Source organism: Paenibacillus sp. FSL H8-0259 (assembly GCF_037963255.1).
GTDB classification, from domain to species: domain Bacteria; phylum Bacillota; class Bacilli; order Paenibacillales; family Paenibacillaceae; genus Paenibacillus_AQ; species Paenibacillus_AQ phytohabitans.
This window is the reverse complement of the sequence record NZ_CP150147.1, coordinates 4,623,435-4,648,101: the sequence shown is the minus strand read 5'-3', so window position 1 is coordinate 4,648,101 and position 24,667 is coordinate 4,623,435. Positions and strand designations below refer to the sequence as shown.

Annotated in this window: 34 protein-coding genes; 28 read left to right on the top strand and 6 right to left on the bottom strand. The window is 39.9% G+C overall.

Features of this window, described 5'->3' with window-relative positions; genetic code table 11:
• Positions 1–59 precede the first annotated feature (59 nt).
• The 11 genes from NSU01_RS19745 to NSU01_RS19695 all read left to right on the top strand — a co-directional run bounded on the left by NSU01_RS19745 (position 60) and on the right by NSU01_RS19695 (position 9,158).
• The gene (locus tag NSU01_RS19745; protein ID WP_076242942.1) at positions 60–2,276 is read left to right on the top strand and encodes a phage tail spike protein; all 2,217 of its coding nucleotides are present in this window, start codon (positions 60–62) and stop codon (positions 2,274–2,276) included.
• Between the two features lie 48 nt (positions 2,277–2,324).
• Positions 2,325–2,876, top strand: a complete 552-nt coding sequence (locus NSU01_RS19740; RefSeq protein WP_076242943.1) for a hypothetical protein — start codon at positions 2,325–2,327, stop codon at positions 2,874–2,876.
• Positions 2,877–2,898: 22 nt separating this feature from the next.
• The gene (locus NSU01_RS19735; RefSeq protein WP_076242944.1) at positions 2,899–3,294 is read left to right on the top strand and encodes a hypothetical protein; all 396 of its coding nucleotides are present in this window, start codon (positions 2,899–2,901) and stop codon (positions 3,292–3,294) included.
• Between the two features lie 96 nt (positions 3,295–3,390).
• Positions 3,391–3,600 (top strand): hypothetical protein, encoded by a 210-nt coding sequence (locus NSU01_RS19730; RefSeq protein WP_076242945.1) that lies wholly within the window; start codon positions 3,391–3,393, stop codon positions 3,598–3,600.
• Positions 3,601–3,642: 42 nt separating this feature from the next.
• Entirely contained in the window at positions 3,643–3,921 is a 279-nt protein-coding gene (locus NSU01_RS19725; protein ID WP_144025999.1) for a hypothetical protein, read from the top strand.
• A gap of 189 nt (positions 3,922–4,110) precedes the next feature.
• Positions 4,111–4,503, top strand: coding sequence for a hypothetical protein (locus tag NSU01_RS19720; protein ID WP_076242947.1), 393 nt, complete (start codon positions 4,111–4,113; stop codon positions 4,501–4,503).
• Positions 4,490–5,290, top strand: coding sequence for a M15 family metallopeptidase (locus tag NSU01_RS19715; RefSeq protein ID WP_076242948.1), 801 nt, complete (start codon positions 4,490–4,492; stop codon positions 5,288–5,290). The genes NSU01_RS19720 and NSU01_RS19715 overlap by 14 nt, the downstream gene beginning before the upstream one ends.
• Before the next feature lie 2 nt (positions 5,291–5,292).
• Positions 5,293–5,508, top strand: a complete 216-nt coding sequence (locus tag NSU01_RS19710) for a phage holin (RefSeq protein ID WP_076242949.1) — start codon at positions 5,293–5,295, stop codon at positions 5,506–5,508.
• Positions 5,509–6,060: 552 nt separating this feature from the next.
• Positions 6,061–7,227, top strand: a complete 1,167-nt coding sequence (locus NSU01_RS19705; RefSeq protein ID WP_076242950.1) for a hypothetical protein — start codon at positions 6,061–6,063, stop codon at positions 7,225–7,227.
• A 260-nt stretch (positions 7,228–7,487) separates the two neighbouring features.
• Positions 7,488–8,192, top strand: coding sequence for an acetylglutamate semialdehyde dehydrogenase (locus tag NSU01_RS19700; RefSeq protein ID WP_076242952.1), 705 nt, complete (start codon positions 7,488–7,490; stop codon positions 8,190–8,192).
• A 174-nt stretch (positions 8,193–8,366) separates the two neighbouring features.
• The gene (locus NSU01_RS19695; protein ID WP_076242953.1) at positions 8,367–9,158 is read left to right on the top strand and encodes a hypothetical protein; all 792 of its coding nucleotides are present in this window, start codon (positions 8,367–8,369) and stop codon (positions 9,156–9,158) included.
• Between the two features lie 531 nt (positions 9,159–9,689).
• On the opposite strand, the gene NSU01_RS19690 is transcribed toward NSU01_RS19695, so the two are convergent.
• A complete protein-coding gene (locus NSU01_RS19690; protein ID WP_076242954.1) occupies positions 9,690–9,917 on the bottom strand; it encodes a hypothetical protein in 228 nt (75 codons plus the stop codon).
• A gap of 210 nt (positions 9,918–10,127) precedes the next feature.
• Here NSU01_RS19690 and NSU01_RS19685 point away from each other — a divergent pair, with 210 nt between their 5' ends.
• From NSU01_RS19685 to NSU01_RS19665, 5 genes are all read left to right on the top strand, one after another.
• Positions 10,128–11,189 carry a fibronectin type III domain-containing protein gene (locus NSU01_RS19685; protein WP_256703770.1) on the top strand — a complete coding sequence of 354 codons (1,062 nt, stop codon included), beginning with the start codon at positions 10,128–10,130 and terminating at the stop codon, positions 11,187–11,189.
• Between the two features lie 460 nt (positions 11,190–11,649).
• Positions 11,650–12,804, top strand: a complete 1,155-nt coding sequence (locus tag NSU01_RS19680; protein ID WP_076242956.1) for a protein kinase family protein — start codon at positions 11,650–11,652, stop codon at positions 12,802–12,804.
• Between the two features lie 86 nt (positions 12,805–12,890).
• Positions 12,891–13,067 (top strand): hypothetical protein, encoded by a 177-nt coding sequence (locus NSU01_RS19675; RefSeq protein WP_179093444.1) that lies wholly within the window; start codon positions 12,891–12,893, stop codon positions 13,065–13,067.
• A 224-nt stretch (positions 13,068–13,291) separates the two neighbouring features.
• A complete protein-coding gene (locus tag NSU01_RS19670) occupies positions 13,292–14,224 on the top strand; it encodes a hypothetical protein (protein WP_256703771.1) in 933 nt (310 codons plus the stop codon).
• A gap of 152 nt (positions 14,225–14,376) precedes the next feature.
• Positions 14,377–15,354: a HEPN domain-containing protein gene (locus NSU01_RS19665; RefSeq protein WP_076242957.1), complete on the top strand. Its 978-nt coding sequence runs from the start codon at positions 14,377–14,379 to the stop codon at positions 15,352–15,354.
• A gap of 271 nt (positions 15,355–15,625) precedes the next feature.
• On the opposite strand, the gene NSU01_RS19660 is transcribed toward NSU01_RS19665, so the two are convergent.
• From NSU01_RS19660 to NSU01_RS19645, 4 genes are all read right to left on the bottom strand, one after another.
• On the bottom strand, positions 15,626–16,816 hold the full coding sequence (locus NSU01_RS19660) for a hypothetical protein (RefSeq protein ID WP_144026001.1): 1,191 nt from the start codon (positions 16,814–16,816) through the stop codon (positions 15,626–15,628).
• 170 nt (positions 16,817–16,986) lie between these two features.
• The gene (locus tag NSU01_RS19655) at positions 16,987–17,658 is read right to left on the bottom strand and encodes an SOS response-associated peptidase (protein WP_042136476.1); all 672 of its coding nucleotides are present in this window, start codon (positions 17,656–17,658) and stop codon (positions 16,987–16,989) included.
• 26 nt (positions 17,659–17,684) lie between these two features.
• Complete coding sequence (locus tag NSU01_RS19650) at positions 17,685–18,548, bottom strand: ATP-dependent DNA ligase (RefSeq protein WP_076242959.1); 864 nt, start codon at positions 18,546–18,548, stop codon at positions 17,685–17,687.
• A 154-nt stretch (positions 18,549–18,702) separates the two neighbouring features.
• Entirely contained in the window at positions 18,703–19,209 is a 507-nt protein-coding gene (locus NSU01_RS19645; RefSeq protein ID WP_076242960.1) for a hypothetical protein, read from the bottom strand.
• A 155-nt stretch (positions 19,210–19,364) separates the two neighbouring features.
• Between NSU01_RS19645 and NSU01_RS19640 the strand changes: the two genes are divergently transcribed.
• From NSU01_RS19640 to NSU01_RS19630, 3 genes are read left to right on the top strand one after another with little or no spacing between them, the layout of a single operon-like run.
• Positions 19,365–19,562 (top strand): hypothetical protein, encoded by a 198-nt coding sequence (locus tag NSU01_RS19640; RefSeq protein WP_076242961.1) that lies wholly within the window; start codon positions 19,365–19,367, stop codon positions 19,560–19,562.
• Positions 19,555–19,854: a hypothetical protein gene (locus NSU01_RS19635; RefSeq protein ID WP_076242962.1), complete on the top strand. Its 300-nt coding sequence runs from the start codon at positions 19,555–19,557 to the stop codon at positions 19,852–19,854. The genes NSU01_RS19640 and NSU01_RS19635 overlap by 8 nt, the downstream gene beginning before the upstream one ends.
• A gap of 14 nt (positions 19,855–19,868) precedes the next feature.
• Complete coding sequence (locus NSU01_RS19630) at positions 19,869–20,348, top strand: hypothetical protein (protein ID WP_076242963.1); 480 nt, start codon at positions 19,869–19,871, stop codon at positions 20,346–20,348.
• Positions 20,349–20,365: 17 nt separating this feature from the next.
• On the opposite strand, the gene NSU01_RS19625 is transcribed toward NSU01_RS19630, so the two are convergent.
• Positions 20,366–20,536, bottom strand: coding sequence for a hypothetical protein (locus NSU01_RS19625; RefSeq protein WP_179093445.1), 171 nt, complete (start codon positions 20,534–20,536; stop codon positions 20,366–20,368).
• Between the two features lie 139 nt (positions 20,537–20,675).
• Between NSU01_RS19625 and NSU01_RS19620 the strand changes: the two genes are divergently transcribed.
• The 9 genes from NSU01_RS19620 (at position 20,676) to NSU01_RS19580 (ending at position 24,526) form a co-directional block, all read left to right on the top strand.
• Positions 20,676–20,846 (top strand): hypothetical protein, encoded by a 171-nt coding sequence (locus NSU01_RS19620; protein ID WP_179093446.1) that lies wholly within the window; start codon positions 20,676–20,678, stop codon positions 20,844–20,846.
• A gap of 30 nt (positions 20,847–20,876) precedes the next feature.
• Complete coding sequence (locus NSU01_RS19615; protein ID WP_076242964.1) at positions 20,877–21,074, top strand: hypothetical protein; 198 nt, start codon at positions 20,877–20,879, stop codon at positions 21,072–21,074.
• Positions 21,075–21,112: 38 nt separating this feature from the next.
• Positions 21,113–21,490 carry a hypothetical protein gene (locus tag NSU01_RS19610; RefSeq protein WP_076242965.1) on the top strand — a complete coding sequence of 126 codons (378 nt, stop codon included), beginning with the start codon at positions 21,113–21,115 and terminating at the stop codon, positions 21,488–21,490.
• 117 nt (positions 21,491–21,607) lie between these two features.
• Complete coding sequence (locus NSU01_RS19605) at positions 21,608–21,853, top strand: hypothetical protein (protein ID WP_076242966.1); 246 nt, start codon at positions 21,608–21,610, stop codon at positions 21,851–21,853.
• Positions 21,854–21,965: 112 nt separating this feature from the next.
• Positions 21,966–22,595: a hypothetical protein gene (locus tag NSU01_RS19600; RefSeq protein WP_076242967.1), complete on the top strand. Its 630-nt coding sequence runs from the start codon at positions 21,966–21,968 to the stop codon at positions 22,593–22,595.
• A complete protein-coding gene (locus NSU01_RS19595; protein ID WP_076242968.1) occupies positions 22,592–23,119 on the top strand; it encodes an accessory gene regulator B family protein in 528 nt (175 codons plus the stop codon). Before NSU01_RS19600 ends, NSU01_RS19595 begins: the two co-directional genes overlap by 4 nt.
• Positions 23,116–23,259 carry a cyclic lactone autoinducer peptide gene (locus NSU01_RS19590; RefSeq protein WP_144026002.1) on the top strand — a complete coding sequence of 48 codons (144 nt, stop codon included), beginning with the start codon at positions 23,116–23,118 and terminating at the stop codon, positions 23,257–23,259. The genes NSU01_RS19595 and NSU01_RS19590 overlap by 4 nt, the downstream gene beginning before the upstream one ends.
• Before the next feature lie 17 nt (positions 23,260–23,276).
• A complete protein-coding gene (locus tag NSU01_RS19585; protein ID WP_076242969.1) occupies positions 23,277–23,675 on the top strand; it encodes a LytTR family transcriptional regulator DNA-binding domain-containing protein in 399 nt (132 codons plus the stop codon).
• A gap of 656 nt (positions 23,676–24,331) precedes the next feature.
• On the top strand, positions 24,332–24,526 hold the full coding sequence (locus tag NSU01_RS19580) for a helix-turn-helix domain-containing protein (protein WP_076242970.1): 195 nt from the start codon (positions 24,332–24,334) through the stop codon (positions 24,524–24,526).
• Positions 24,527–24,667 lie beyond the last annotated feature (141 nt).

Genomic DNA, 24,667 nt, shown 5'->3' with positions numbered 1-24,667 from the left:
CTTCGGGGGCTATTTTTTGTTAAGGAAAATTTTCCTTAGCCATCGAGGGAGGTTAGGAGTTGGAGTTTTTAGAATCTTACGATAAAAATTTGGTAGCAATCGGGGCTTTGGTCAAATCCTATGATGTTACCAGAAAACGCCGCATTAACTCAGATTATGAATTGTCTTTTTTGGTACCCATGAATTCAAGGGACTATCTTGAAAAGATATTAATCAAAGGCCACGTTAAAGATGAGCGCGGCCAGTTCTATGTAATTAACAGCCGATCCCGGGTCCGGGAAGATCGGAAGTTGACGGCATCTATCATGTGTACCCACGTAATGTTCAAGCTTACCGATTTCAAGTTTCCATACTCTTCGTACATTGCCGAAGCATATGGCGTGCATATTTCACAACTTACAAATCTCATCTCTTCTGCAAGCGGTGGACGGTTTACGTTTTCGATTGATGATACGTTTGATCTTTCTGATGTTAAGGATTTCGGACAGGGGAACTGCCTTCAGGCGCTAAATAAGGTCATTGAATTGTACGGATGTGAGATCGAAGCGGATAACTTTGTCATTCACCTCAAAAAGCAAATCGGTAAAGATGAAGGCATGCAATATCGTATACAGAAAAACATTGTCTCAGATCAATTTAAAGATGATGCTTCATCGCTTGTGACACGCCTGTTTTGCCAAATGAAGGACGGTAGAACGTGGATAGGTCAACCTGCATCGATCCTCACCAACGAAGAGAGAACACTGCTGGGGGCTGTACCAGGGGCAATTGTTAATGGTATTCTGCAAGTCAATTATCTTATCTCTCCATATGCCGCGAGCTGGGGGAGTAATTCAGTTCCATATTTCGATGGGGAAATAATTGAGCAGGATATTGAGTCGGTATCTGATCTCTTAGAAGCTGGGAGAAAGACACTGAGAGAAAAGGAGATCCCAAGTTTTGAAGTCACAGCAGACAGTGCTGACCTTTACAAGATCAGAAGCAATGCGGTGAAACCGGATCTCGGTGATACCGCCTATTGCTATGATCCAGATATCGGGCTAGTCAACCTTAAAGCCCGGATCATGGAATTGACGGAATACCCATATGCCAAGGAAAAGCATGCTCAGGCGGTATTGTCTAATGTTGAAGTCAAAGACATGGATGATATTATTGCTGATTTGGATAAGAGTAAAAAGCTTGTAGATAACCTTTATTCCAATGGCAGAATTCGAACAGAACTGTTTGAGGCTGTGGCAAAGCAAGTCATTACAGATATTAATAATTCAAAAACCGAACTTCTCTATCCATCGGACGGCGGTATACTGGCCCAAGACAAGAATAATCCACTTCGCCAAGTGCGTTACACTTCGAGGGGATTAGGGATATCCACTGACGGTTGGAATACTATCAGGGCGGCGATTACAGCAGATGGTGTATTGGCAGAAACGGTAGTTGGACAGTTTGGTTCCTTTGTCTCGATGCTGATCGGGAGCGGGAATGCCGTTACTCAAATCAATACCAATGGGATAGCTGCTGGACATGCTAATTTCAATGAAGCACCGTTTCGGGTGGATATGGCTGGTAACGTGGTTGCAAATAAGTTGACAGCAAATTATGCTTCGATCGCAAACTCAAGCTTTTCTGGTGGTGCTATTGTAGGCTCCTCGATTAATGTTGGAAGCGGAAAATTTGTAGTTAATTCAGCCGGAAGTGTATATGCAGCAGACGGAACATTTCAAGGGACAATTAATGCGAGAGGGGGGACCTTCGAAGGGAACATTTATGCTAGCGGTGAAATCATTGGGGGCATTATCACAGGTGCTAGATTCCGAACGGGTTCTTCTGGTATTTATCCAAGAGTAGAGATCGATCCTACTAGTGTTGCATTTGGGGTTTACTCCGATGCTACAAGCGGGATTTTGATACCAGCCTATGATGGTGGAGTCAGTAAAATCCGGTTCTTGGCAAATGGTGCTGAGTCAACAATATACAATTCTCCGGGTGTAGGCCTTGCATTGAGTGCAAATGGCAATTTAACTTTATTGGGAGCTAACATTGATTTGCAACCAAGCGGGAAAGTGAGGATTTACTCGTGGGCTGGAATTCAAAGCACGTTGTCAGGCTCCACACTTCAAGGGGAGCTAGACTCCATAAATAGCGCAATCGTTGCTCTTTGGAATGCCCTTAATACTAAATCGGATATTGGACATAAGCATACTGTTGATATCGGGACACATAACCACGGCAATGTAGCTAATCAAAATTGGGGAGGCTCCTTTACAACTTCAAGTTAACTGTCGATAATACGGATATAGAAATCTTTGCCAAGGAGAGTGTATTCGATGAAGAGATTTATATCCGGATTTGTTGCAGGCGCGATTTTGTTTGGTGGAGTTTCCGCCTTCGCTGCTTCAGGGTTAATCGGCCAGAAGGTACAGGGATTGTTCGTGATTGAAAAGGCAGGTGTCAAGGTTGCTGATGCTATTATTATAAACGGTTTGGCCTACGCCCCCGTGCGGGCTGTTGCGGCTGCTACAGGTGCAGGCCTAACTGTAGAAGGGAAAAAGATAATCATGGAAGATAAAATCACGGAAGAGACTCCTGTACAAACAGTGACAACGGGTTTGGATAATATTTCAGATTTGCAGACTGAGCGCAAAAAAGTAGGGGAACAGGTAGAGAAGAAAATAGCGATTATTTCTGACTTTAAAAAGACTCAAGTTGATATCTGGGATGTCTTAATATCAGAAAACCCAAATTCAACAACAATCCCACAGTGGGAAAACACAAAAAAGGAAAGAGAGGCTATGCTTGACCAGCTTAAAGCCGAACTGGAAACACTCCAACAACTACTTACTGATATAGATGCTCGAATCGCAGCTCTGCAAAAATAACATACCCTTTGGAGAATATTATATGAACAAAATATTAATTATCATCTTTTCAAGTACTCTCCTATTCGGAGGAGTCCATAGTGTTTCTTTAGATAGCCTAACTTTATCAACGTCTGAATCAGATTCAGATAAGGCTGGATTGAGTGATCGCTTAGTAATGCTAAGGATTGAGCGTGATGAATTGGAGTCTCAGATTTTAACAACAGAATCCTTCATAGACAGCTACAAGAAAAATCAGGTGGATAAATGGGGAAATGAAATAGAGAAAAATCCAGACTCTCCGATGATTCCGAAATGGGAAGAAGCATTTAATGACACTAGTGAATATTTGGAACAGCTTAAAGCTGATCTTGTCACGCTTCAACGACAACTCACTAAGGTAGATGCACAAATAACAGCACTAAGCAATAAACCGTAGTAATACAGCATCTACAATCAGTTACTCTATAGATATAAGAAAGCCTCTCCAATTCACTGGAGGGGCTTTTACTCTTGTCTGAAAGGAGGAATACAATTGGTAGTTGTAAAGAAAGTGGAATTGTCGATCGATCTCACCAGACCGGCAGAAGAACTTATCGATTCAATCATATCGGTTCTGAGCTTTTTCCCAGGGAGACAACAAGAGATCCTGCAGAAGGTTGATCATACAGTTGGCGACATGCTGGCAGCGATGCAGCCCAAGGAAGATCCAGGACCAGTAGAAAAGATAGAAGAATCACCATAGAGAGAAGGGAGCGGGGGAATGGAAGCAGATGGAGTAAACAACTTGAAAGAAATACTGCCACTGGTGGAGAAATACGGCCTATCAGTGGTGCTACTGTTCTTGTTTCTGATCTTCGCCTATGCGCAGTGGAGGGCCGTGGCTACCGGCAAGCTAGTGCCGCGTGAAATGCTGGACCGGGCCTTGCAGGATAATGACCATCTGCAGGAAATCCTGGACAGCGAGCGTAAGGCATTTATGCAGCCGACACTGGAAGTGCTGCAGCGGCTTAAGATTGATCACAATGCCGTAAATCCTGAAAATACCGAGGACAGGGGTGGATAACCGTGTTGATGAAGTGGATTCACCGTTTATTCCCCCGGCGACACGGCGAGTTAGATAAAGAGATCAGCCAAGCATCACGCCGGGTAGCCCTATCAATTGATAGGTACAAAAATATGTCACAAGAGATACAAGCTGAGATCGAGCGCAACCGATTTGCAAAGTACCTTGTGTACGATAAGGGGGATCACCATGGGGTTCATTGATGTTTTACTGTTGGTGCTGTATGTCGTTGCTATTGTGACGGCGGTCTATATCCTGTACAAGCATAGGTCTTATTTTCACGAAAGATTCCGTAAAGGCGTTGTCAGTGTCTTCATGCTGGCGATGCTTTTTTTCTTGGCTACTTATACGTTCAAGATGCTGATCGTGCTGCTGATCCGAGCTTCAATAGTCTTCGGCTTTGCAACTCCCGAACTTTCTGAATGGCTGCTGGAGGGCTGGGCGATTGCTCAGATCGGTACAACCGGTGGGTTGATTGCATTGGCTTGGCTGACACACTCAGGACGATATGACCAATACGCAAAGCTCTACTGGTTTGACAAAAGAATTGAAGAGGAGGCAAAGCGCGATGCTGACGCTTGATCAAGTAAAGCTTAAATCCATGTCCAAGGTTGAGAAGCTGCATCCGGTCCTTGTGGCGGCTACGGTGGCGCTGATTGAGCGCTGCTATGCCCGGGGAGTCAATATAGCCATTACCCAGGGGCTGCGGACCATCGCAGAGCAGGATGCACTCTACGCGCAGGGCCGCACGAAGCCAGGGCAGATCGTAACCAACGCCAAAGGCGGGACCAGTTACCACAACTACGGGGTTGCTATTGATTTCGCGCTGCTGCTTAATGATGGCCGCATTGTTTCCTGGGATACCGAACTTGATGTTGATAAAGACGGTATTTCCGACTGGATGGAAGTAGTAGACGAGGCTAACAAGCTGGGCTTTGAGTGGGGCGGGGATTGGACCAGTTTTAAGGATCTCCCACACCTGCAGAAGACCTTCGGTTTGAGCACGACTCAATTACGAGCTGGCAAGAAACCAACGGAAGCACAGGTAGCGGCGGCTTATGCCGTCATAGATAAATTGCAAGGGGAGGTAAAAGAGGATATGAGTAAAATTGCGGAGTTGGAGCAAGTCATAGAGGCACAGGAAGGACGCATATCCGCACTGGAGAAGCGTCTGAATGTCTCCGGCAAGGAAACGTATGCCAAAGACTACGAAAAGGCCATACAGGTCGCCAAGGATGCCGGAATTATCACCTCTTCAGCAGACAAGTCGAAGATTGAACTGAATGTAATCACAATGCTGGTGAATGTAGGGCTGGCGAATAAGGCACTTATTTCATTTTTCAAAAACTTTAAATCCGAGGTGAAGTAATCATGAAAAGCAAATGGCGTAACTATGGCATGTGGGTATCCTTAACGGCAGCCGTGCTGCTTGGTGTGCAGACAGTGGGGGCAATCTTCGGCGTAGAGTTTACTCCAGACAAATACGATCAAGTTACCGTGGCGGTCAATGCGGTCTTGGGCGTGCTGGTGGTCTTGGGGATTGTGAGCAACCCGGAGGCAGGCAAGGGGTATACAGATAAAGATTAAATTCGGTCCTACAGACGAGGTCACTGGTTGATGGATACCCATTAAGCAAACCATTTCCACAATTCATATTGACTAGGTACCGTGGTGCCGATAAAGCAGTAATCGCTATTTACAAACATATGTTCCTATGTTATTATTACCTCATGATCTAAACCAGTACTGTGAACTTACCTTTAACAGAAGCCGAAACAGATACCGATTCCTATTCATTGATTTCTAATGGAAGGAGAGGGTTATAATGGCAGCAGGTGTTGTTATAAATGGCAAGGGATATCGAATTGAAGAATACGTAATTTTTCTTTTTCTGGTATCTGCCATTTATGCTCTGATTTATATCGCAACAAGATAACGAAAAAAGCCCACTGAACCCGATGGTGGGCTTTTTGTATATGCTGGTGAAATCTTATACGGATTAGAATAACCCGAATAAACAGTAAACGCCACTCAGATAGTTATCACGTTCAAAATATATCCAAAAAAGGATTTCTATTTTTCAATTCTGTGTTATTATTTTGGGAGGAATTACCCAAAATAATAATACAGGTGGTTTATATGACGGACAAAGGCGAATTGGCTGTTGAGGGGAAAGTTGATGAGTTTTATAAAAAGTTGTTGACATCAACTATTATGGAAGGATACCCAAAATATCTACAAGAAGGTCTCCTTAAGAGTATGGAAAAGCAAGATCTACTGCTCTTGAAAAAAAGAAAGAGTGGGGTTAAGGACAACATATTGGATCTTTCAGAAGTTGAAAATACTAATGATCAAATATTACAAGCAATTAATAACGAAGAAGAAACTGTAAAAGTATTTGAAAAAAATGAATTTTTTAAGTCATATAAGTATTCATCTATTTTCTTTGTAAATAAATTAGATGAACATTTAATTAAAGGATTAGTGTTGCGTGACGAAATAAATGATTTTTTTGCAGATACATATACACATGATGAATCGACAGTGATAATCCAAGGGGTTAAAAACCCGACGATGTATTCGTTAGATAATACTATATTGTTTAAATTCAGTAAATTGCTGTCGGGATTTACTCCTGGAGATGGCGATAAAAAAGAAATAAAGTACCCTATAGTTGCAATTTACTCTAAGACAATGGGGACACTTGAAGTGCGGTTGGATAGTGTTCGTACAATGTATCAGGCTTCTGATATTTTTTACGAGTCGCAGATTTATTCTGTTTTGACTTGGTTTGAAAGTTATCTTAATTGCAAATTTGATACGGTTAACTTTCTTCCGATAATTGAATACATAAAAAGAAACAAACAAACTGAGGTCGCCGTAGAAGCACAGTCGATGGCATTTCAAAATGGCGGGAAAGCAATACTTGAAAATGGGATAAATGATAATTATGTCCTTCCGTTACTTGGCGAACTCCAAGAGTTGATTAAGGCCAATCAAGTTGTTTTCGACAGTAACCCAGAAGTGAAAAAACTGCTCGATAAGTTTATCACTGAAGCTGAAACGCTTTCTGATTTGCCTTGGGTTACTCTTGTGTGGAAAAAAGACAAAACAAAAGTTAAGTTTAAATTTGGTCATCATGATAATGATTTCACCATATTACAATATTATGGTCGTCAATCTGATATGGAGAAGATGGAATATGTCACCCAATACGTTATTGAAAATAAAGCAGAACTTGATCAACTCGAACAGACTAACGCCACAGAAGGTGGACACTCTCCTCTCGATAATCAAGTCGTATAAAAAGGGGGATTTTATTTATCCAGGCGCTCTAATCCGACACTTAAACATATCAATGAATGAAGTTTATGGTGTACTTGAATTAATAAAGGATCTCGGAATTATAAAGAATCATTATGAATTGTATTGCAGATCTTGTAGAAGGTTCACTGGGATTGGTTTTGAAACAATTAATCAAATTCCTGAATTTGTAGAATGCGAAGAATGTTTCAAAGAGTTAGATCCTATTGAAGATAGCATTGTTATTTACAGGGTGATAGCAAATGATTAGCGATGGACTAACGATGAAGCAATTATTGCTGAGTGAGTATTATTCTGAAGAAAAAAGGTTCAGGGAAATTACGTTATTGGATGAAAAAGATCAACATGAATATAGGCAACTACTCCAAATATTGACTGAGTTACACGAAGGATCGAGAAAGGCAGCTAATACACTAGAGAAAGGCAAGGCGCTTGAAAACCTAGTTAAATTTTTATTAATTAAATCAAGTGTTTTTGAAGTGTATGAAAATATTCGTAACACTACTAATGAAATTGATGAACTCCTTGTACTAAACCGTCTTGGGAAAAAATTCAAAGAATTCATGACACTACCTGGGGAGCTTTACCTATCTGAGTGCAAAAATTACAATAAAAAAATAGATGTAACTTGGGTTGGTAAATTTTTCACTTTACTTGCTTCGAATTCATCAAAGATAGGTATTCTGTTTTCCTATCACGGTCTGACAGGGAAAGATTGGAATGATGCTGTTGGTTTAACAAGGAAACTTTTCTTGCTCAAAGAAGAACTAAAAGATCGCACTTACATAATTGACATAAATAAAGATGATTTTAAGAAGATTGAGCAAGGACAAAGCTTATTAGAGTTAATTGATTCAAAAATGAAAGCTCTTCAATTACAAACAAACTTTGAGATTTTTTTAAACCAGAAACACCCTGCCATAATAGATAAAGAGAAAGAAAAATAATCTAAGTAACGATTTATTGACTTGAAAAATATTATCACAAATGCTATCGCACCCCGTCAATATTGGCGGGGTATTCTTTAGGTTAAGGAAAATTTTCCTTATCGTCACATACATAATGTGGAAAGTGAATTATATTTAGAATTGTATGTACCGAATCTTAATTTGGAGGAAGTTATGAAAGATAAACTGTTCAATTTCTATAATGAGCGATGCACAGCAAAAGTATTAGTTTATCCATACATGAAGTATCTACATGGATTCCTAATATGGCTTTTTTATCTTTGTATAGCATCTTTAGTATTAATAATATTTTTCTTACCCATTGCATTAATTAATATTAAGTGGATCATAGGACCAATTATTATATTCTTAGTTATGGTGTTGCCTACATATATTCTATTTAGGGTTCATGAAAAAAAAGCTGCTAGAATAATTAAAAAGCAATTTGGGTTAATGGACTCACCTAAAAATCGACATATAATTTTGAAGGAAATTAAAGTGCATATGATTTCAGAATATTTAATTGAGAATGATTTGTACTCAAAATGGAAAATAGAAAAATTGATTGAAGATTATAGAAAAGATAATGAGGCAGGGAAGTTACCTCCTTTAATTGCTCCCGGTCTTCTTCTAGCAATCACAATACCCAATGTTTCACAGTTTCTAAATCATGTATATGGCTTCTATAATACGAAAGAGAATATTCCAGATTTAGTGAAAGATGTGGATAAACAAGGCCTCGCTTTAAATGGTTCATTATTCCTTGGAATATTTTTTCTATCAGTAGGATTTGTTGGAGCAATTACGGTTCTGAATAATATAAAAAATGAAATTAAAGAAGTGGTAATCTATACAAAGAAACCGATTAGAGATAATTTGATTGTTGTTCTAGAAGATGTATTGTATCAAATGAAGGAGAAGACAATTGAAGAGAAATTCATACAAAGTCCTCCTCACAGACAATGATTTCTTCGTTGCTGCCCTGGCCCATTCTAAGGTATCAGTATGGTACCGATAAGATCCTGACTCTATAGGACAACTTATAGATTATGGGGGAATAATGGTGGAGGGCAAGCCGAAATCGATTAAGATAGTCGGTGCCCGATTTGTCCGTAAACGATTTGAATGTACAACATAGGCAAAAGTGAATTAACAGTTGATTTTAAAGTATATCTCATGTAAAATTATGGTTACCAAAGCCCCTCAAAAATTAGGGGATGATCGCATGAAAAATGTTGACTGGAAACCAATGCTTTTCACATGGCTTATAATTTTTACAGTCCTAACATTTCTCGTTGTAATGAGGATCATCAACTGATGGGTATGTAGCAAGCAAAAAGGAAGCCTAAAATCAAATATGCAGGGGCTCTGGCTGGCTTCCCGCTAAATGCGGAGTTGGTCAAGAGCCCTAAAGAATAAATATATGTAGAATGCATGAAAAAAGCTTTGTCACGAGATACTTCGGACAAAGCTTTTTTCAATGGTGGAGAAGTGCCTCTATTTATTTGGCTCACCTTCAACCCGCAGCCTAATTACTCGTGAAATACTCTCCACATCAACAAATGGGACCCAGACCGGCCCTTCAATGGTATTGATCTTTACTCGCTCTGGATCTGCTGATACCTCCGCAATGCCCTTAATCTTATCCCCATTAAATAGCCATACAACAATCATTTCTCGTCTTACAGCTGCCACCTTCAAACTTTGCTTAAGCTTTTTATCCATGACCACACCTCGGGTCTTTTTTGATTATTATACGCCTCAGAATATAGCATCAGGAAAATTATCCTTACCAGAGATCATGATCTCTATATCATTCCACATTTTTCCTCAATAACCCTTAAGTGTATTGTAAATTCCTGTCGATAAACAGACTGTTTGTTCGCCTTTATTTAGTGTAGGCTTGATGCATACATATTAAAGGAGATGGATGATTTGAAGAGATGGAGAGCATTGGCGTTGAGAGTAACAATAGTTTTATGTTTAACAATATCCATATTTGGCATTCAGTCAACACAGAGTTTTGCCTCGCCAACCGGATTTGGAGATCCTACTACCGTTAAAGGAATGACTGGTTTTCAAATGCCTGAAGGAACAATTGCAACAGCGACTAGTGTTTACCAAGGAAGAGAGGCAACTCTTACTATCGATAACGATGACAGTACATATTGGACTGGGAGTGGTTACGATGCACATGTTGAGCTTCGGTTTCCAAAAGCACTACTTCTTGACTATGTTCAGGTAATGAGTGCTCCCCTTAACCCTTCCAATTCAACCTATACTATCTATGGAATAGTCAACGGTGCAATTGTGTCAGAGCCAATTGGATCTTACACAACATATAACGATAATGGTGTGATAGCACCTCCAATAAAAATTACACATGGAAGTTATGATGGAATTGCAGTCAGAGCAGTTATGGATAAGTCATGGGTTGGTATTCATGAGATAACAATCTGGAATAATCAGAATATAACTCTTGCGGCTAGTGGAGGAAATACTACAGCGACTTTAACATGGAATGCTATCGAGAATGCAGAAAGCTACACTATAAAATATGGGACCGAATCCAGTGTTTATACTGAAACAGTAACAGCTACGAAAGATGAGTACAGTAACTATGTTATTCCTGGTCTAACGAATGGCACAACATATTTCTTTGTCGTTAGAGCAACGGTTAATGGTGTGGCATCTGATTACTCAAATGAAGCTTCCGCAACTCCAAATGCAACTACACCAACTCCAGAACAACCAACAGGCGACCGGGCTATCCTGGTGGTAACTATGACCACTGGTCTTGAAAAAGAATTTGACCTGACTATGTCTGAAGTAAATGCTTTCATTGCTTGGTACGAAAATAAGCAGTCCGGTTCAGGCACAGCCTCATACGCCATTGATAAGCATGATAACAATAAAGGGCCGTTCACCAATCGGAAGGATTATATGATCTTCGATAAAATCTTAACTTTCAGCGTAGATGAATATTCTGCGGAATAGTATGTTTGCTTAGATTGCCCTGCCTGCATGGTGGGGTATTTTTTTGCGTTCAGGAAAAGTTTCCTCGGGTGGGGACGGTTCATTCATTCGTTTCGCCTTGAACCCGCAGCCTAATTACTCGTGATATATCCTCCACATTGACATAAAGGACCCAGACCGGACCCTCGATCGTATTGATCTTTACTCGCTCAGGATCTGCTGATACCTCCGCAATCCCCTTTATCTTGTCCAAGTAACCATACAACAATCAATTCCCGTCTTACTGCAGCAACCTTCAAACTCTGCTTAAGCTTTTTATCCCTGACCACACCTCAGGTCCTTTCTGATTATTCAATCAGTCTGATAATAGAAGGAAAAGTTTCCTTACTCGCATTTACATAATGTTCCATGTGGATTATAATTACTTTCATTGAAAATTTAAACGAACAAAATATATCATTTCATAAGATGGGGGTAAGAAATGAATCCAAAAATATTAAACGAAGATGAAATACTTGTTTCTGGAAAGAAATTTAGACTAAATAATATAAAATTTTTAGACTACGTAGGTTCAGGAAAAAACGGCTCTGTATTTAAATGTCTCAATACACTATCAAATCAACAGTCCGCAATTAAAATATGGCTCCCACGGAGACCGCATAAATACCCAGATGTGGAAAGGTTTGCTGCAGAAATTGTAAAGTTATCGATTTTAGATCATTCGAATGTAGTTAGAATTAAAACTGCGGACAAAATAAATAAGATTTGTTACGCTGAGATGGAGTTTGTTAACGGCATTACTCTAAGAGACTGGTTGAAAGAGAATAGTGGTTTCGAAGAGAGAATAAAAGTAGCTCGGGATCTAATAAATACTATGGATTATGTACATAGTTTGCCGGGTTCAATATATCATGGTGATTTACATAGTGAAAATATTATGATTGCAGTAAATAACAAAATTAAGATTCTTGACTTTGGTACAAGTATATTTAGTCCTGATACATCTGATTTAAGAGCTTCGTGGCAACTGGCGAGAACATTAGATGAAATATTAAATATAAAAGATTCAGCTTATTTTCAATTATTAGACAAACCGATTCAAGACTTTTTAACCCACTCAAAATTTAATAGCATTCAAACAAAATATACTGATAACTACAAAGCGGATATAGTGAATGCTTCTTTCGAAATAATAATTACCTTAATGATAGCTGAAGTCAGATACTTGAATACATCAATCAATTTTAGACAGTTACTTATAGATATAGGACATTTTTTATTGAAGTCGCCTTTCCTTGATTTCACAAGAACACAACTATTTCTTTTAAATTTCATCAATCAGACAGATTTAAAGAGTCTATACGACGGAATTTTACATGCTTTATATGATCTGGAAAGTATTGATATCTTGATGAATATTCCCATTATTGATGATATGACTCGAGAAGATATTATAGCGGTAGTAGAATCACTGCCAATACTACAAATTGATCCAGACAGCTTAGATGCAAAGCGCCCTGATATTATTTATGAATCAACTAAACAGTATCTAATGGGGAATATAGAAGTTTTAAAAATTTGGAGAAAAATCTATGTAGAATATACTAAATATCTCAATATTCCTATTTTAGAATAAATCCTATATTCATTTTTTTGGATTCTTAAGTCAACCTACCATTGCCATTACTGGCGGGGTATTTCAATATAAGGGGATGAGCTTCAATGTCTAATAATCATTCGGTTGAAGATTATAGAGAACTTGGAGGTTATCCTGGACTAAACCACAGTATGCCTTCATGCTGTAAAGCAATGTATGATTACAAAAAGCCAATTGATACTGTTATGGAGGCACCACCTAAAGGTAAAGGAGCAACATTGAAAATTCGTTACTATACATAGGGGGCTGCGATGAATAGTACATAGGAGAGATTTGAATTTAGAGCATACATAAAATAACCCGTTAACCTTAATTGGTTGGCGGGCTTTTTCTGTATAGTGGCTTAAATCCACATTTTTCCTCAATAACCCTTAAGTGTATTGTAAATTAATGTAGAGAAACAGACTGTTTGTTCGCCTTTATTTAGTGTAGGCTTTATGTATACATATTAAAGGAGATGGATTTTTTGAAATTTGGTAAAATTAGAGTTAGAAAGTTTTCTATGATTTTGGTGCTTTCACTGGTCGTTATTTCCGTTCTAATATCGATTTCAGGCAACAAATTGTCTGCTGAAGCGGGGGACTCTAATTCAATTGAGGGTATGCATGGAGTCAAGGTTCCTTCAGGAAGTATTGCAGCAACGTTTAAATCTGCCAACTTAGGAAGAATAGGTAGTTTAGCTATCGACGGAGATTTACATACCTTTTGGAACAGTACATCAACCAATGACACTATTGATATTACTTTTCCCAAAGATATCAGTCTTAATTTTATTCAATTAGCGGCGCAATCTTCTCCCACTGCAAATGTGAAATACACGATATATGGTTTTAAATCTAAAAATTGGAGTAATCCCATTAAAATCAGCGACGAGATAAGTAAAGACGTAAAGAATTATCAAGACCAAGAGTATACAATACTTGATCCTTTCAATGTAACAGCAGGAAGCTATTCTGCAATAAGAATTGTAGCTTCTTCTTCAAGCACATGGATCGCAATTAACGATATTACTCTTGGGATAATTCCTGAAACGACTCCAACAGTGACTCTTGAACCAACCACTGAGCCAACACCAACTGTAGAGCCTACTTTTACACCAGAACCGACCATTGAGCCAACACCAACGGTAACACCGTCACCGACTCCAGAACAGCCGACAGGCGACCGTGCAATACTGGTGGTAACGATGAACACCGGACTTGAAAAAGAATTTGACTTGACTATGGCTGAAGTGAATGCTTTCATTGCTTGGTACGAAAATAAGCAGTCCGGTTCAGGCACAGCCTCATACGCCATTGATAAGCATGATAACAATAAAGGGCCATTCACCAATCGAAAGGATTATATGATCTTCGATAAGATTCTTACATTCAGTGTAGATGAATATTCTGCAGAATAACTTCTTCTTATTTTTAACCCTGCCAGTAATGGCGGGGTATTTATTTGTGTTCAGGAAAATTTTCCTTACCCGCATATACATAATGTTCCAAATCAAGTAAAGTGAAGTGAAAGCATAATACATATATTGTTTAAAGATCCGGAGGTTATACAATGGAGTTTTTATTTGTTGCACGAATAATAAACCTTACAGTAAGTACACCAATCACTAAATTAGATATTTTCGATGAGCTCAAATTTTCTAATAACAAAGACATTTTAGATAAAATAATTCGTTATAAAGATGTAACACAAGATATCATCGGGTTGTTGGAATATAATTCTCTATATGAAGGCACTTTCGCCTATGCCACAGGGGACAGCGAGAAGGTTAAGCATAACTTTAATAAATATGAAACGAAAATGGATAAGCTTCTTTTTTTAGACCATTACATGAAATTGATTCAGCATTTTACTAATTCACTTTGGCTTGTTAAGGATAATTGTGTAAATACAGAACTCGGATATTTATGCTTGTATGACGCAGGGGTAGAGATTACTAGTAATTCAAGAGTGACTTATTTCTCTAAAACAGATGGAAATAGAGAAAATACACATTTCACTCGACAAGAAATTAATAAGGCCCTTAGTGCTTCAAATGAGTTGTACGATGTCGAAGCCAATAGAACAATGACAGCTGCAGAAACACAAATAAAGGTTAGCTCAAATTCATATCGAGTCGAACGTTTTTTTTATTTTTTACAGTCAGCAAGATCTGAAGTACATTTGCCAAGTAGAATTGCGCTTTACTGTACAATGATAGAGAGCATTTTCTCGACTAGTAGAAATGAGATGACACATAAGATTTCTGAAAGAATTGCTGTACTCTTAGGTACAGACGGTGAAGACCGAATGAGAATCTATAATGTCGTTAAAGATGCATACAGTATTAGATCAAGTGCTGTACACGGTGATCTAGTAAGTAGTAGGTTAAAAAACTATCAAAAGCAGAAAGAAATATGCATGAGACTGGATGAATTGCTTAGAAATCTTGCGTGGCTAATTATTCAAGATAAAACATTTCAAGATGTTCTAACCTTGAAAAATGATGAATTAGAAGAATACTTTATTAAGATGATTCTCAAATTCTGAAAATTGGAGGGATAATTTGAGCACTACATATATAGTCCTGGAAAGCGATAAGGATTTCTTCGTGGCCGCACTGGCGCAATCTAAAGTATCTGTCTGGTACCGAGAAGACCCGGACCCGATTGGTCACCTTATGGATTATGGGGGAATAGTGGAGGGATACACACCGGAATCGATTAAGATAGCCGGCGCTCGGTTTGTCCGGGAACGATTTGAATTTCGCGCATACATAAAATAACCCGCCGGGCTTTTGCCTGACGGGTTTTGTTTTGGTTTACTCTGTTGTGTATTCATTTACTTCAAAGGTTAGAATCTTATCGTGTATCACGTATTCTGTTCGTTTGCTGAATGGGCCTTTGTTGTTATCATGCTTATCGATGCCATATCGGACAGATCCGTTCGCTGAATCGTACCAGTTCAAGAAAGCAGTTATCTCTTCTGATGTTAGGTCGAATTCTTTTTCTAGACCGGTGTTCATGGTTAGAACCAGAATAGCACGACCTCTTGACGGCTGTTCAGGAGATGGAGATGGAGTTGGAGACGGCGATGGAGACGGCGATGGAGTCACTATAGGCGTTGAAGTAGGAGTTGCCGAAGGAATGGTAGGCTCTCCATAAACATTTATAGTCATATAGTTATGTCCATCTCCTAAGCCGGTAACCTTCATTGATCTAACCCCAGGTATTGATAAACCAGTTTTGTTCTCCGCTGTTCCTGTTCCTGTAGGAGTATATGATTGGATTAAGTTTTTCTGATCGATATCTGAATAAAAATCATATCTTATTCTCTCAACGTAAAGTTGTCCTTTAGTATAGATTCTGGTAATAGTTGTTTCATTATCTAAATGAAGTATGAAATACGCATTATTAGAAAGGGTGTTGCCTGTACCATCAGATCCATCCGCAATTCTTGACTGCCAAGATTTAGCACTAATCGATCCGTCAGAATTATATATGGGAATATTAATAGGAGTTAGTAATGTTTCCCCAGTATCCGTATCAGGGAATAAGTTGAATTCATATATTTTAACAGTCTGCCAAGAAGTTGTGTTAGATACAACCACTTTAGAGACGTTTTTCACATATACATTTTGTTTCGTCCCTGTATTTAGGGAGGCTTCGGTACTACCTATGTATGTATCGGTAGAGTCATAATAATCAATTTTAATATTTGCATAATCGGCTAATAATCTATATGAATTAACGGTAATTGGTGAAGAAAACTGATACCACAATGAATCTTTATTTGGAGCATAAGGTGATGATGTATCAAGTGTAACAAAAGTTGATTCATCGTTATCAGTGGCAAGTGATGTTGTATTTGATACAGAAGAACCATCAATTCCTTGATTCATCGTTTTTTCATTTAAGAAGCCATTAGTACTAGAAGAAGCATTGGTAACAGAGATTACACTTACTGCTGTGAAAATAAGAAAAAATACTAGCAATAATTTAATTTTTTTCATTAATTACACTCCTTATTATGTATTGTCGCTATTGAGTTTACAAAACTTAACAAGGATTGTCTAAACATATATGTCTATATCTGCAATAAAGTGAGCGAACAGTAGTATTTATTTTTTGATCCCATTAGAAAAAGAAACAACCCCGCCAGATTTGTTGCCGGGGTTGTTTCTTATCCGATATCTTCTAGTAATTCCTTAGTGTTATTCCGTACGTTGCCTACAGTTGAAGGGACCTTATAAGCCCTCATCATTGAAGCATCATATGGCTTCAGAAGCTTTAATAAGGATTCGACATCGTCATTGTCTTTCCCCAGCCAATCAGCTTCATCTTCAGGACGCAAGATCACCGGCATGCGGTCATGTATGTCCTCCATGAGACTGTTTGGGGTAGTGGTGATGATGGTGCAGGTGCTCAATTTCTTTCCTTCCGTATCTTCCCAAGTGTCATACAATCCGGCGAAGGAGAAGAGGCTGCCATCACTCATGAGGATTCGATATGGCTGCTTGCTGGTCCCGTCCTTTTTCCATTCATAAAAACCGTCAGCTGGTATAATGCAACGCTTGGATTTAAGCAGCCGTTTAAAGGCGGGCTTCTCAGCGACTGTCTCCGCGCGGGCATTGATCATCTTACTGCCGATCTTATCGTCTTTGGCCCAGAACGGCACCAGCCCCCAGCGCAGTTCCCCAAGGCGTTTTCCTTCGTCACTGGCGATCACTGCCGGGATATTATGCATTGGTGCGACATTATAGTTTGGCTTTAAAGTAGCTATTTTGGTGTCATCGATTAGGTAATGAGTAATTAACTCCTCAAGCGTGACTGTAATTGTAAAGCGTCCACACATGTTATCCACCTCCAAATCTATAATACTCAAATTATGAACTGTTCAAACACCGGCGTCCGGAGCATCCCAGATTTGGTCCAGTTTCTCATTCTTACCCGGGCTCGCAGGCGAGGATCCAGGTGTACAAACTCCTTATCCTCTCCGGTAACGAGTTGGCCGGCCACTCCCCTGAATGCTTGCTTGTGGAGCGGGGATGCCCCAAACTCAATTATCCCAGCCGGACGCAGTTTACCGGACGTACCGGAAGGTACTGCAGCAAGCCAGCCAAATTCCTGCTTACGATAACCTGTGATATACACCTCTGCATACGTCCAGTTAATTACCTTCTGCCAAGCATGGGAGCGGCGTCCAGTCTCATAGATGCTATTCTTGCGCTTGGCGACTACACCTTCCATGCCTCGGGCTTCTATTTGCTCAAACAGAGCCTCCCCTGCACCGTCTATGTGCGGCACTACGCCAAAGCTTACAGAGGGGAGGGATAATCCTGCCAGAATCTCTTTGCGGCGCAGGAGCGGCAGCCCACGCAGGTCTTGGCCTTTGTACTGCAGGATATCAAAGATGGCGTAATAGGCTGGAAGAGTAGCAGTGAGCTTGAGAATCTTGTCCGCCCGCCGGGACTGGAAACGGCTCATGACAGCCTCGAAATCTGATACCCCGGTTGTCGGATCTACGCAGGCGACCTCGCCGTCCAGGATTACATCATCTTCAAACGGCAGCTGCAGTTCAGGGTACTGCCGGGTGCAGTCGTTATCGTGGCGGGTGTACAACCGGACCTTTCCGGCTTGCTGGGAGTATATCAGCCGGTGGCCGTCTATCTTTGGTTCATATATATAATCGCTGTGCGAAAATGGCCCGGGAGCCGTTTGCAGTAGCATAGGACTTATAAACATAGTTTCACCTCTACCTAATTATAAATCCCAGTGGAAGGTGAGGGGGCAGGTAAGTCTTGGGCAAAAAAAAACGTCAACCATGATTAGTTGACGGGATGAATATTTACCTCTGCTATTTATATAATGTTATTTTGCAAATTCTTACACATGGGCTTTAATATGCATAGATCCTACATGTCCATGTAGCAATCCCACCAGAGAAAATTAATTCAATGTTTTTAAGAGGTATAGGTTCACGGGATTCTAGAAATCCATGACTTTGACAACCATAAGTTCTATTGCCAATGTCTCCAAAAGTGGATGTACCATTGCCCACAATTCTTTTTGATTTTGAATTAACCGCGAGGGTGTAATCGAGTGTAAATGATGCGTCAAAACGACCTAAATATCCGCCGTTTCGTCCAACATATATACCTCTATCTTTAACTTCATCTTGTTTATGCCCCCATTCGCCCTCTCGTTCGTCACCGCCAACATCTACATAACTATAATAACCTTTATCAATTTTGTTGATCCTTAAGATTAGGTAGCGAGTTATTTCACCTGACTTTAACTCTCCAAATGCTGAGATTCTAAGTTTACGGTCGATTGTTTCGTTTTGAGGCAGATCAATTGAAATGTTACTGTCCCCTTGAATAGATTTTTCACCAATTAAATGCATTTAAATCACACCTATCTGCTATTTATTTATTTATTTATATTACTCTTTCCTTAAGCACTTCCTTTATACGTTGTTTCAGTTATTTCCATTGCTTAAAAATTGCAGGTACGGTTATAATACAAACAAATGTTCTTATTTTACGGAGGCGATCATCCATGAAGATGAGCATCGGCCAAACCATTGAAATTATATACCTGGACAAAGCGGGCAAGATTACGCAGCGGAAGATTGAAGTGAACGGCATCCGCAACGGCCGTATCCGGGCTACGTGTCTCACTACCAGTGCGCCGCGCGTATTCCTTGCGGCCAGTATCTTATCGTGGCAGCCTGTGCAGGAGCGGCGACATGCTTGATGATACCCCGCGCAAGCTGCTGCGGATCATCGCCCAATATCGATATCATTTCCGGCGCATGCCTACAATCCGGGAGCTTGGAAACCTAAGCGGGCGCAGACCTGCAGATATAATCAAGGGTTTTAAAGTGCTGGCTGCAGAGAACTATATATCATGGGACCCAACCAAACCAATCGAGACAGCCGAAATTATTGAGGGGTGGGAACGGCATGTACCATACGACACAACGCCGCAAGGAGGCACGCAGAGCCCAGGGCGCAGTACTAACATAGATTACTGGTTGTATCATTGAGGGGGCTTTACATAATGAGTAAATTGGACGGGAATGAGCGATGGAAAACTAAGATGGTTTCGACTGAACATGTGGATCAATACGAGCAGGAGATTAAAGCGGAGGGGGCCGGTAACAAGATGCTTACCGTAGAGGAGCGGACAATGGTGCGTGACCTCATATTACTGCCATATATCGAGACTATGGTCGATAAAAGCCTCCGGGAGATTGAGCTCTCTGGCAGCATACTGAAGAGGGCCTATTTAATGGCTGGACAGAGCATACAGCGCCGGATCACACAGGATACGTATCAGCTGAAAAAGGAACTGAAGCAGCGGAACATAAAAGTCGTGCCGGATGAACAGGAAGAATTCTTGGTTTATCATAAAATCTTTTGCCGGGGACGACAGGAGAGGTTCGGTCTTACCCGTGACGTTATGCGTACAGAGATAAGCCTGCGGTTGACCCAGTATACTGCCGAGCTGGGAATGACATTAAAAGATCATTTTAAATAACAAAGCCCCGTCAGTGATTATACTGGCGGGGTTCCACGTTTTTCTGCAGTTATTCTATTAACAATTACGCTGACCGTGCATTTCTCGCGGTCGGCTTCTTCGCGTAACCATTCCAACAATTCAGGTTCAAAGTAGATGGCCTCACGAATTTTCTTTTCACCTTCGGCTTTCGGTGGTCTTCCAGCCATGAAATCACACTCCTTGTCCTAATGAATTTTACAGCATTTAAAAATATTTAGCAATATTATAAATCACCTATTTACAAGCATTTAAAAGCATGTTAAATTAGATTTATCAACAAGGCAACCTTAAAGGAGCGTGAAGAGATTGGATGAAGAGAACGAATACGAATTTGAAGTTCATTTCATGAATGCACCGTATCTGGAAATAACTCGCCGTGGTAAAACGCAGCTGGAAGCATTATTTAACGCAGAACGTGACTACGAAAACGAACCCGGTTACTCTGCAGTGATCTCAATAGATCCACATAAAATCTAAGCCGGCGGGCATACGCGGGAGGGATAAGGGATGGACAAAAGAATGAAGATTCGCGGCCAATATCGGAGTTTATTGATGGAAGATGATGTACACCAGTATGAAACACCAAATGGTGTGACTTTCGTAAAGGTGGATGCCTACGTTTGGTACAACTACGATAATGCTAAGGAAACACTCACCACCAACCAACTTGCAGCAAGATGCGCTGATGAGGAAATAAGCAAATAACATGGGCTACGGCCCCTCTAAAGGAGGAAGTGAAGCTTATGAGCCGTCAAGAAGAGGTCCAGCGATATGCGGAAATGATAATTGAAGAAGGGGATGGATACCGTTACCCAACTGCGGTCGGGATAATTAGAGCAACCATCACCGGTGATCAGTCGCCATTTGCAAAACTTCGGCGAATTGAAAATGTCTTATCTGCTCTGGACCTTGTATATAAGCAGAGTGTGGACAGCAGGGATTGGGCAACAGTGCTGGAGCATAAGGGACGTAAAATCCAGGTACTTAAAAGAGTTGGCTCGGGAGATCCATTTGGATACCGAATTGAGCCACCCTTGCCGTATGCCGCAAACCCGGAATGCTTGACGTATTACTATGACACCATAGGTGAGGCAATAGAGAGTATCGATGAATCCGCCTGATGAGCGCTGAGAGCGCCTCGGACCGGTTGCGGGACTGGTCGAAACCTTGAGCAATATGGTCGCGGAATCCGTCATACGAGGGCTGCGCGCGTCCTCAATGCATAGGAGTGATAGATAATGTTATATGCTCATGAACGAATGGCAGAGTTATGGACTATTCAAAAAAATCGGCCACTGAAGAATTCGGAAAAATTGGAGATGGATATTTGCCATCAAGCAAATGCTCTGTACTGCTGGGATTGGGCAAGACTTAAGCATTTTTCTGTAATTGCTTCTGAGACTAATGACGTGGGATTACATCACGAAATATGTGCTCAGATTGAGGAATTACAACTTACCGGGAAGGTCACTAAGAAACATTGAAAGAACGCCGCCTGATAGGCCTATATCGTAGTAAATAAGTTGTATACGCTATACCAGGACCAGATATATAATTAACCTATTGAATGAAAATTATGTCAGGCGGTGTTGTGTCGTGTCGTGGGAACCTGTAAGTTTTGTTTTTTTCTCAACCTTAGAGTTTGTAGCTATTTATTGTATCATTTGCGCTTTATTTAGATTCAAACCAACGGAAATTATTTTTCCTGCATTATTCATCATACTGCTAATGGATTTGCAAAGCTTCATTTTCAGAGAGGATCTACAATTAACCGAAATTGTGCCATTGATTAATATTTTATTGTACATCTTATTATTTACAATCGTGATGCGTATACCGCTGATCTGGTCGGCTGTTATTTCTGTCATGGGGTATTTTGCTTACGTGCTCCTGCAAGTCGCATTAGTCCAATTATCATTTGGATATTTATCTGTAAATGAATTAGCATTACATCCCGAAAAAGGGTACTTACTGCAGGCTATGAGTAGTGTGATTGGTATTGGTGGAGCTTATCTATTTTATATGTTTGGCGGAGGATTTACATTTGATTTTGAAAAGTTGAGGTTAAAACGCGAAGCAATTTATGTGTACACACTTATTGGTAGTGCGCTTTTACTAACAGTATGGCTTCTATATAAAGGCAACACGTTGACTGATGTTATATCAGTGTCGATTGCATTTATCTTCTTTACTTACTATGCAATAAAGAAGGAGAAGGAAAGATGATAGATTTTCTCTCCTTGAGGATCGCTCAAGGAATAAAGAAGGGCGCTCCTGACAGTACAGTATCTATTGCCGTTATGAAGTATGCTTTATCAATCATTATAAACGCGTCAATGATAATCTCTCTATCGTTACTGTTCTCAATTTTTACAGGGAAGACAGTTGAAGTAGCAATAGCACTTGTGGCGTTCCCTTTACTACGACAGGTTTCTGGTGGGTATCACATGCAATCAGGATTGAAATGCATCGTGTTTTCGACAATATTAATAACTGCAATATCCCTTGCCAATTTCGGATACTGGACTATCGTGACATTAGGGATCGTAAGTTTTATACTCGTGGCATTATTTGCTCCATCGAAAATTGAGAGACAATCGCGGATACCCAGAAAATTCTATCCATTCTTAAAAGTTGTCTCTCTGATAATCGTATCAACTAATTTTTTATTGGTTTCATCAGTTCTCAGCGCGACATTCTTTGCACAGGGCATCTCGCTGATTCACATGAAGGGAGGTGACAACAAATGAAAAAAATTATGGTAAATGCAAAACGATTATTATTGATGAACGCAGCGGCTCTACTTGGAGTCGTAGCTTTATCTACAGTAAGTACTGCGAGCGCGTGGTACGTGTATAACGGGGACGTGCCTGATGAGTTGTTAAATTAGAGAAGTAGGTGGTAGGTATGCTGAAACTCTCCGTAACTCGTGATCCAGAGGGAGAATCTGGCCTGATCAACATAGATGCTGATAATGTATTGATGTTGAACTTTGAAATGAGTTCAGATAAAGTGGCTGTTCATACTGCGGAGGATGTCTTCTTTATGGTAGGAACATTGAAGTATTGGAATAAGGCTTTAAATAATAGCGGATATAGATTTGGAATAGCAGATAGAAGCAACTGCGTGAACTTAAATAAAATAACGGTGCTTGATAAAACCTTGAAAATTGCTTTCTTTGAAAAGAACTTTACAAGTAAGTCAAAGCGCTGCATGATTGCTGGATATCGTTATAAAGAGGTTGCAGAAAGTTTGATGTTAGTCAACCCTAATATAATAATTACAACGAGCGAGAGCCTTTATTAAAGGCTCTTTTTTATTACCACAATATTCATAAAATGTAAAGCAAAATACACACGTTCTCCTATACAATCTGTCCAGCCATTTGCAATATACAAAATACACAATATGGGTTTTAATATAAATATATTCGCAAGTTGAATGGGTATTGACCAGTCGTGTTGTTGCGTGTTATGGAGAGTTTTAACATGGGGGAGCAGATATCACTCCGTCCTACTGCAGTTTCCAATCATACAAATCAGCCTCAGTACAGTTAAGCGCTAAGCATATAGCTCGTTTCTGTAACGTTGTCATAGGCCGTTCGCCTCTTTCCATACGTGATAAATGGCTGACTGAAATGGAAACACCGTATAGTTTCTTTAAATTTTTAGTTAACTCAGATTGAGTTACCCCAGAAGACTCACGGATATTTGGCAGTAGGCACATCCCTTGTATAAGGTGCGCCATAACAACCTCCAATTAGAATGTCAAAGAAAGGAGACGATGTTCGAGCGAATTATATCATAAGTAATAACAAAAAGCATTAGACGCAAAGAAGGGGGACGCCCTGGCAGACGTTCCCCTTCAAGAATGCATTAGAAATTTTACATTGTAATATTAACACATACTGCAATACTTTTTGCGATTGGATATTTTAAACATACATAGAGAGAGGGAACGAGATGGAGATAAAATTAGAATTGAAAGAACTGAGAGAACAGCGCAACCTGTCAGTGGATCTTGTTGCCCAAAAAACTGGAATACAAGTGGCAGACATTAAGGCTTTTGAAAAACATCCTTTTTCAGTTGGGCTGATATTGGCCACCTCTTTTTCAATATTATATAATGTTTCATTAGATGAAATTAATTGGAACTAAATAAAAGGCCTTGAGATAATTATCTCAAGGCCTTTTATTTAGTTCCCCACATCCTCCCCACAAGGAGCAAAAATAATATTCGAATTATCAATTTTTTAACAATGTTATTGATACGTAATCGATACAATAAATACAGTGTTT

Excerpts from the sequence above, each read along its gene's own strand:
- NSU01_RS19635 (WP_076242962.1), top strand. The coding sequence starts at position 19,555 with ATGCTTGATGATACCCCGCGCAAGCTGCTGCGGATCATCGCCCAATAT.
- NSU01_RS19740 (WP_076242943.1), top strand. The coding sequence starts at position 2,325 with ATGAAGAGATTTATATCCGGATTTGTTGCAGGCGCGATTTTGTTTGGT.
- NSU01_RS19715 (WP_076242948.1), top strand. The coding sequence starts at position 4,490 with ATGCTGACGCTTGATCAAGTAAAGCTTAAATCCATGTCCAAGGTTGAG.
- NSU01_RS19595 (WP_076242968.1), top strand. The coding sequence starts at position 22,592 with ATGATAGATTTTCTCTCCTTGAGGATCGCTCAAGGAATAAAGAAGGGC.
- NSU01_RS19680 (WP_076242956.1), top strand. The coding sequence starts at position 11,650 with ATGAATCCAAAAATATTAAACGAAGATGAAATACTTGTTTCTGGAAAG.
- NSU01_RS19625 (WP_179093445.1), bottom strand. The coding sequence starts at position 20,536 with ATGGCTGGAAGACCACCGAAAGCCGAAGGTGAAAAGAAAATTCGTGAG.
- NSU01_RS19695 (WP_076242953.1), top strand. The coding sequence starts at position 8,367 with ATGAAAGATAAACTGTTCAATTTCTATAATGAGCGATGCACAGCAAAA.
- NSU01_RS19580 (WP_076242970.1), top strand. The coding sequence starts at position 24,332 with ATGGAGATAAAATTAGAATTGAAAGAACTGAGAGAACAGCGCAACCTG.
- NSU01_RS19720 (WP_076242947.1), top strand. The coding sequence starts at position 4,111 with ATGGGGTTCATTGATGTTTTACTGTTGGTGCTGTATGTCGTTGCTATT.
- NSU01_RS19710 (WP_076242949.1), top strand. The coding sequence starts at position 5,293 with ATGAAAAGCAAATGGCGTAACTATGGCATGTGGGTATCCTTAACGGCA.
- NSU01_RS19640 (WP_076242961.1), top strand. The coding sequence starts at position 19,365 with ATGAAGATGAGCATCGGCCAAACCATTGAAATTATATACCTGGACAAA.
- NSU01_RS19700 (WP_076242952.1), top strand. The coding sequence starts at position 7,488 with ATGATTAGCGATGGACTAACGATGAAGCAATTATTGCTGAGTGAGTAT.
- NSU01_RS19665 (WP_076242957.1), top strand. The coding sequence starts at position 14,377 with ATGGAGTTTTTATTTGTTGCACGAATAATAAACCTTACAGTAAGTACA.
- NSU01_RS19690 (WP_076242954.1), bottom strand. The coding sequence starts at position 9,917 with ATGGATAAAAAGCTTAAGCAAAGTTTGAAGGTGGCAGCTGTAAGACGA.
- NSU01_RS19735 (WP_076242944.1), top strand. The coding sequence starts at position 2,899 with ATGAACAAAATATTAATTATCATCTTTTCAAGTACTCTCCTATTCGGA.
- NSU01_RS19705 (WP_076242950.1), top strand. The coding sequence starts at position 6,061 with ATGACGGACAAAGGCGAATTGGCTGTTGAGGGGAAAGTTGATGAGTTT.
- NSU01_RS19585 (WP_076242969.1), top strand. The coding sequence starts at position 23,277 with ATGCTGAAACTCTCCGTAACTCGTGATCCAGAGGGAGAATCTGGCCTG.
- NSU01_RS19610 (WP_076242965.1), top strand. The coding sequence starts at position 21,113 with ATGAGCCGTCAAGAAGAGGTCCAGCGATATGCGGAAATGATAATTGAA.
- NSU01_RS19590 (WP_144026002.1), top strand. The coding sequence starts at position 23,116 with ATGAAAAAAATTATGGTAAATGCAAAACGATTATTATTGATGAACGCA.
- NSU01_RS19650 (WP_076242959.1), bottom strand. The coding sequence starts at position 18,548 with ATGTTTATAAGTCCTATGCTACTGCAAACGGCTCCCGGGCCATTTTCG.
- NSU01_RS19645 (WP_076242960.1), bottom strand. The coding sequence starts at position 19,209 with ATGCATTTAATTGGTGAAAAATCTATTCAAGGGGACAGTAACATTTCA.
- NSU01_RS19655 (WP_042136476.1), bottom strand. The coding sequence starts at position 17,658 with ATGTGTGGACGCTTTACAATTACAGTCACGCTTGAGGAGTTAATTACT.
- NSU01_RS19605 (WP_076242966.1), top strand. The coding sequence starts at position 21,608 with ATGTTATATGCTCATGAACGAATGGCAGAGTTATGGACTATTCAAAAA.
- NSU01_RS19615 (WP_076242964.1), top strand. The coding sequence starts at position 20,877 with ATGGACAAAAGAATGAAGATTCGCGGCCAATATCGGAGTTTATTGATG.
- NSU01_RS19660 (WP_144026001.1), bottom strand. The coding sequence starts at position 16,816 with ATGAAAAAAATTAAATTATTGCTAGTATTTTTTCTTATTTTCACAGCA.
- NSU01_RS19630 (WP_076242963.1), top strand. The coding sequence starts at position 19,869 with ATGAGTAAATTGGACGGGAATGAGCGATGGAAAACTAAGATGGTTTCG.
- NSU01_RS19675 (WP_179093444.1), top strand. The coding sequence starts at position 12,891 with ATGTCTAATAATCATTCGGTTGAAGATTATAGAGAACTTGGAGGTTAT.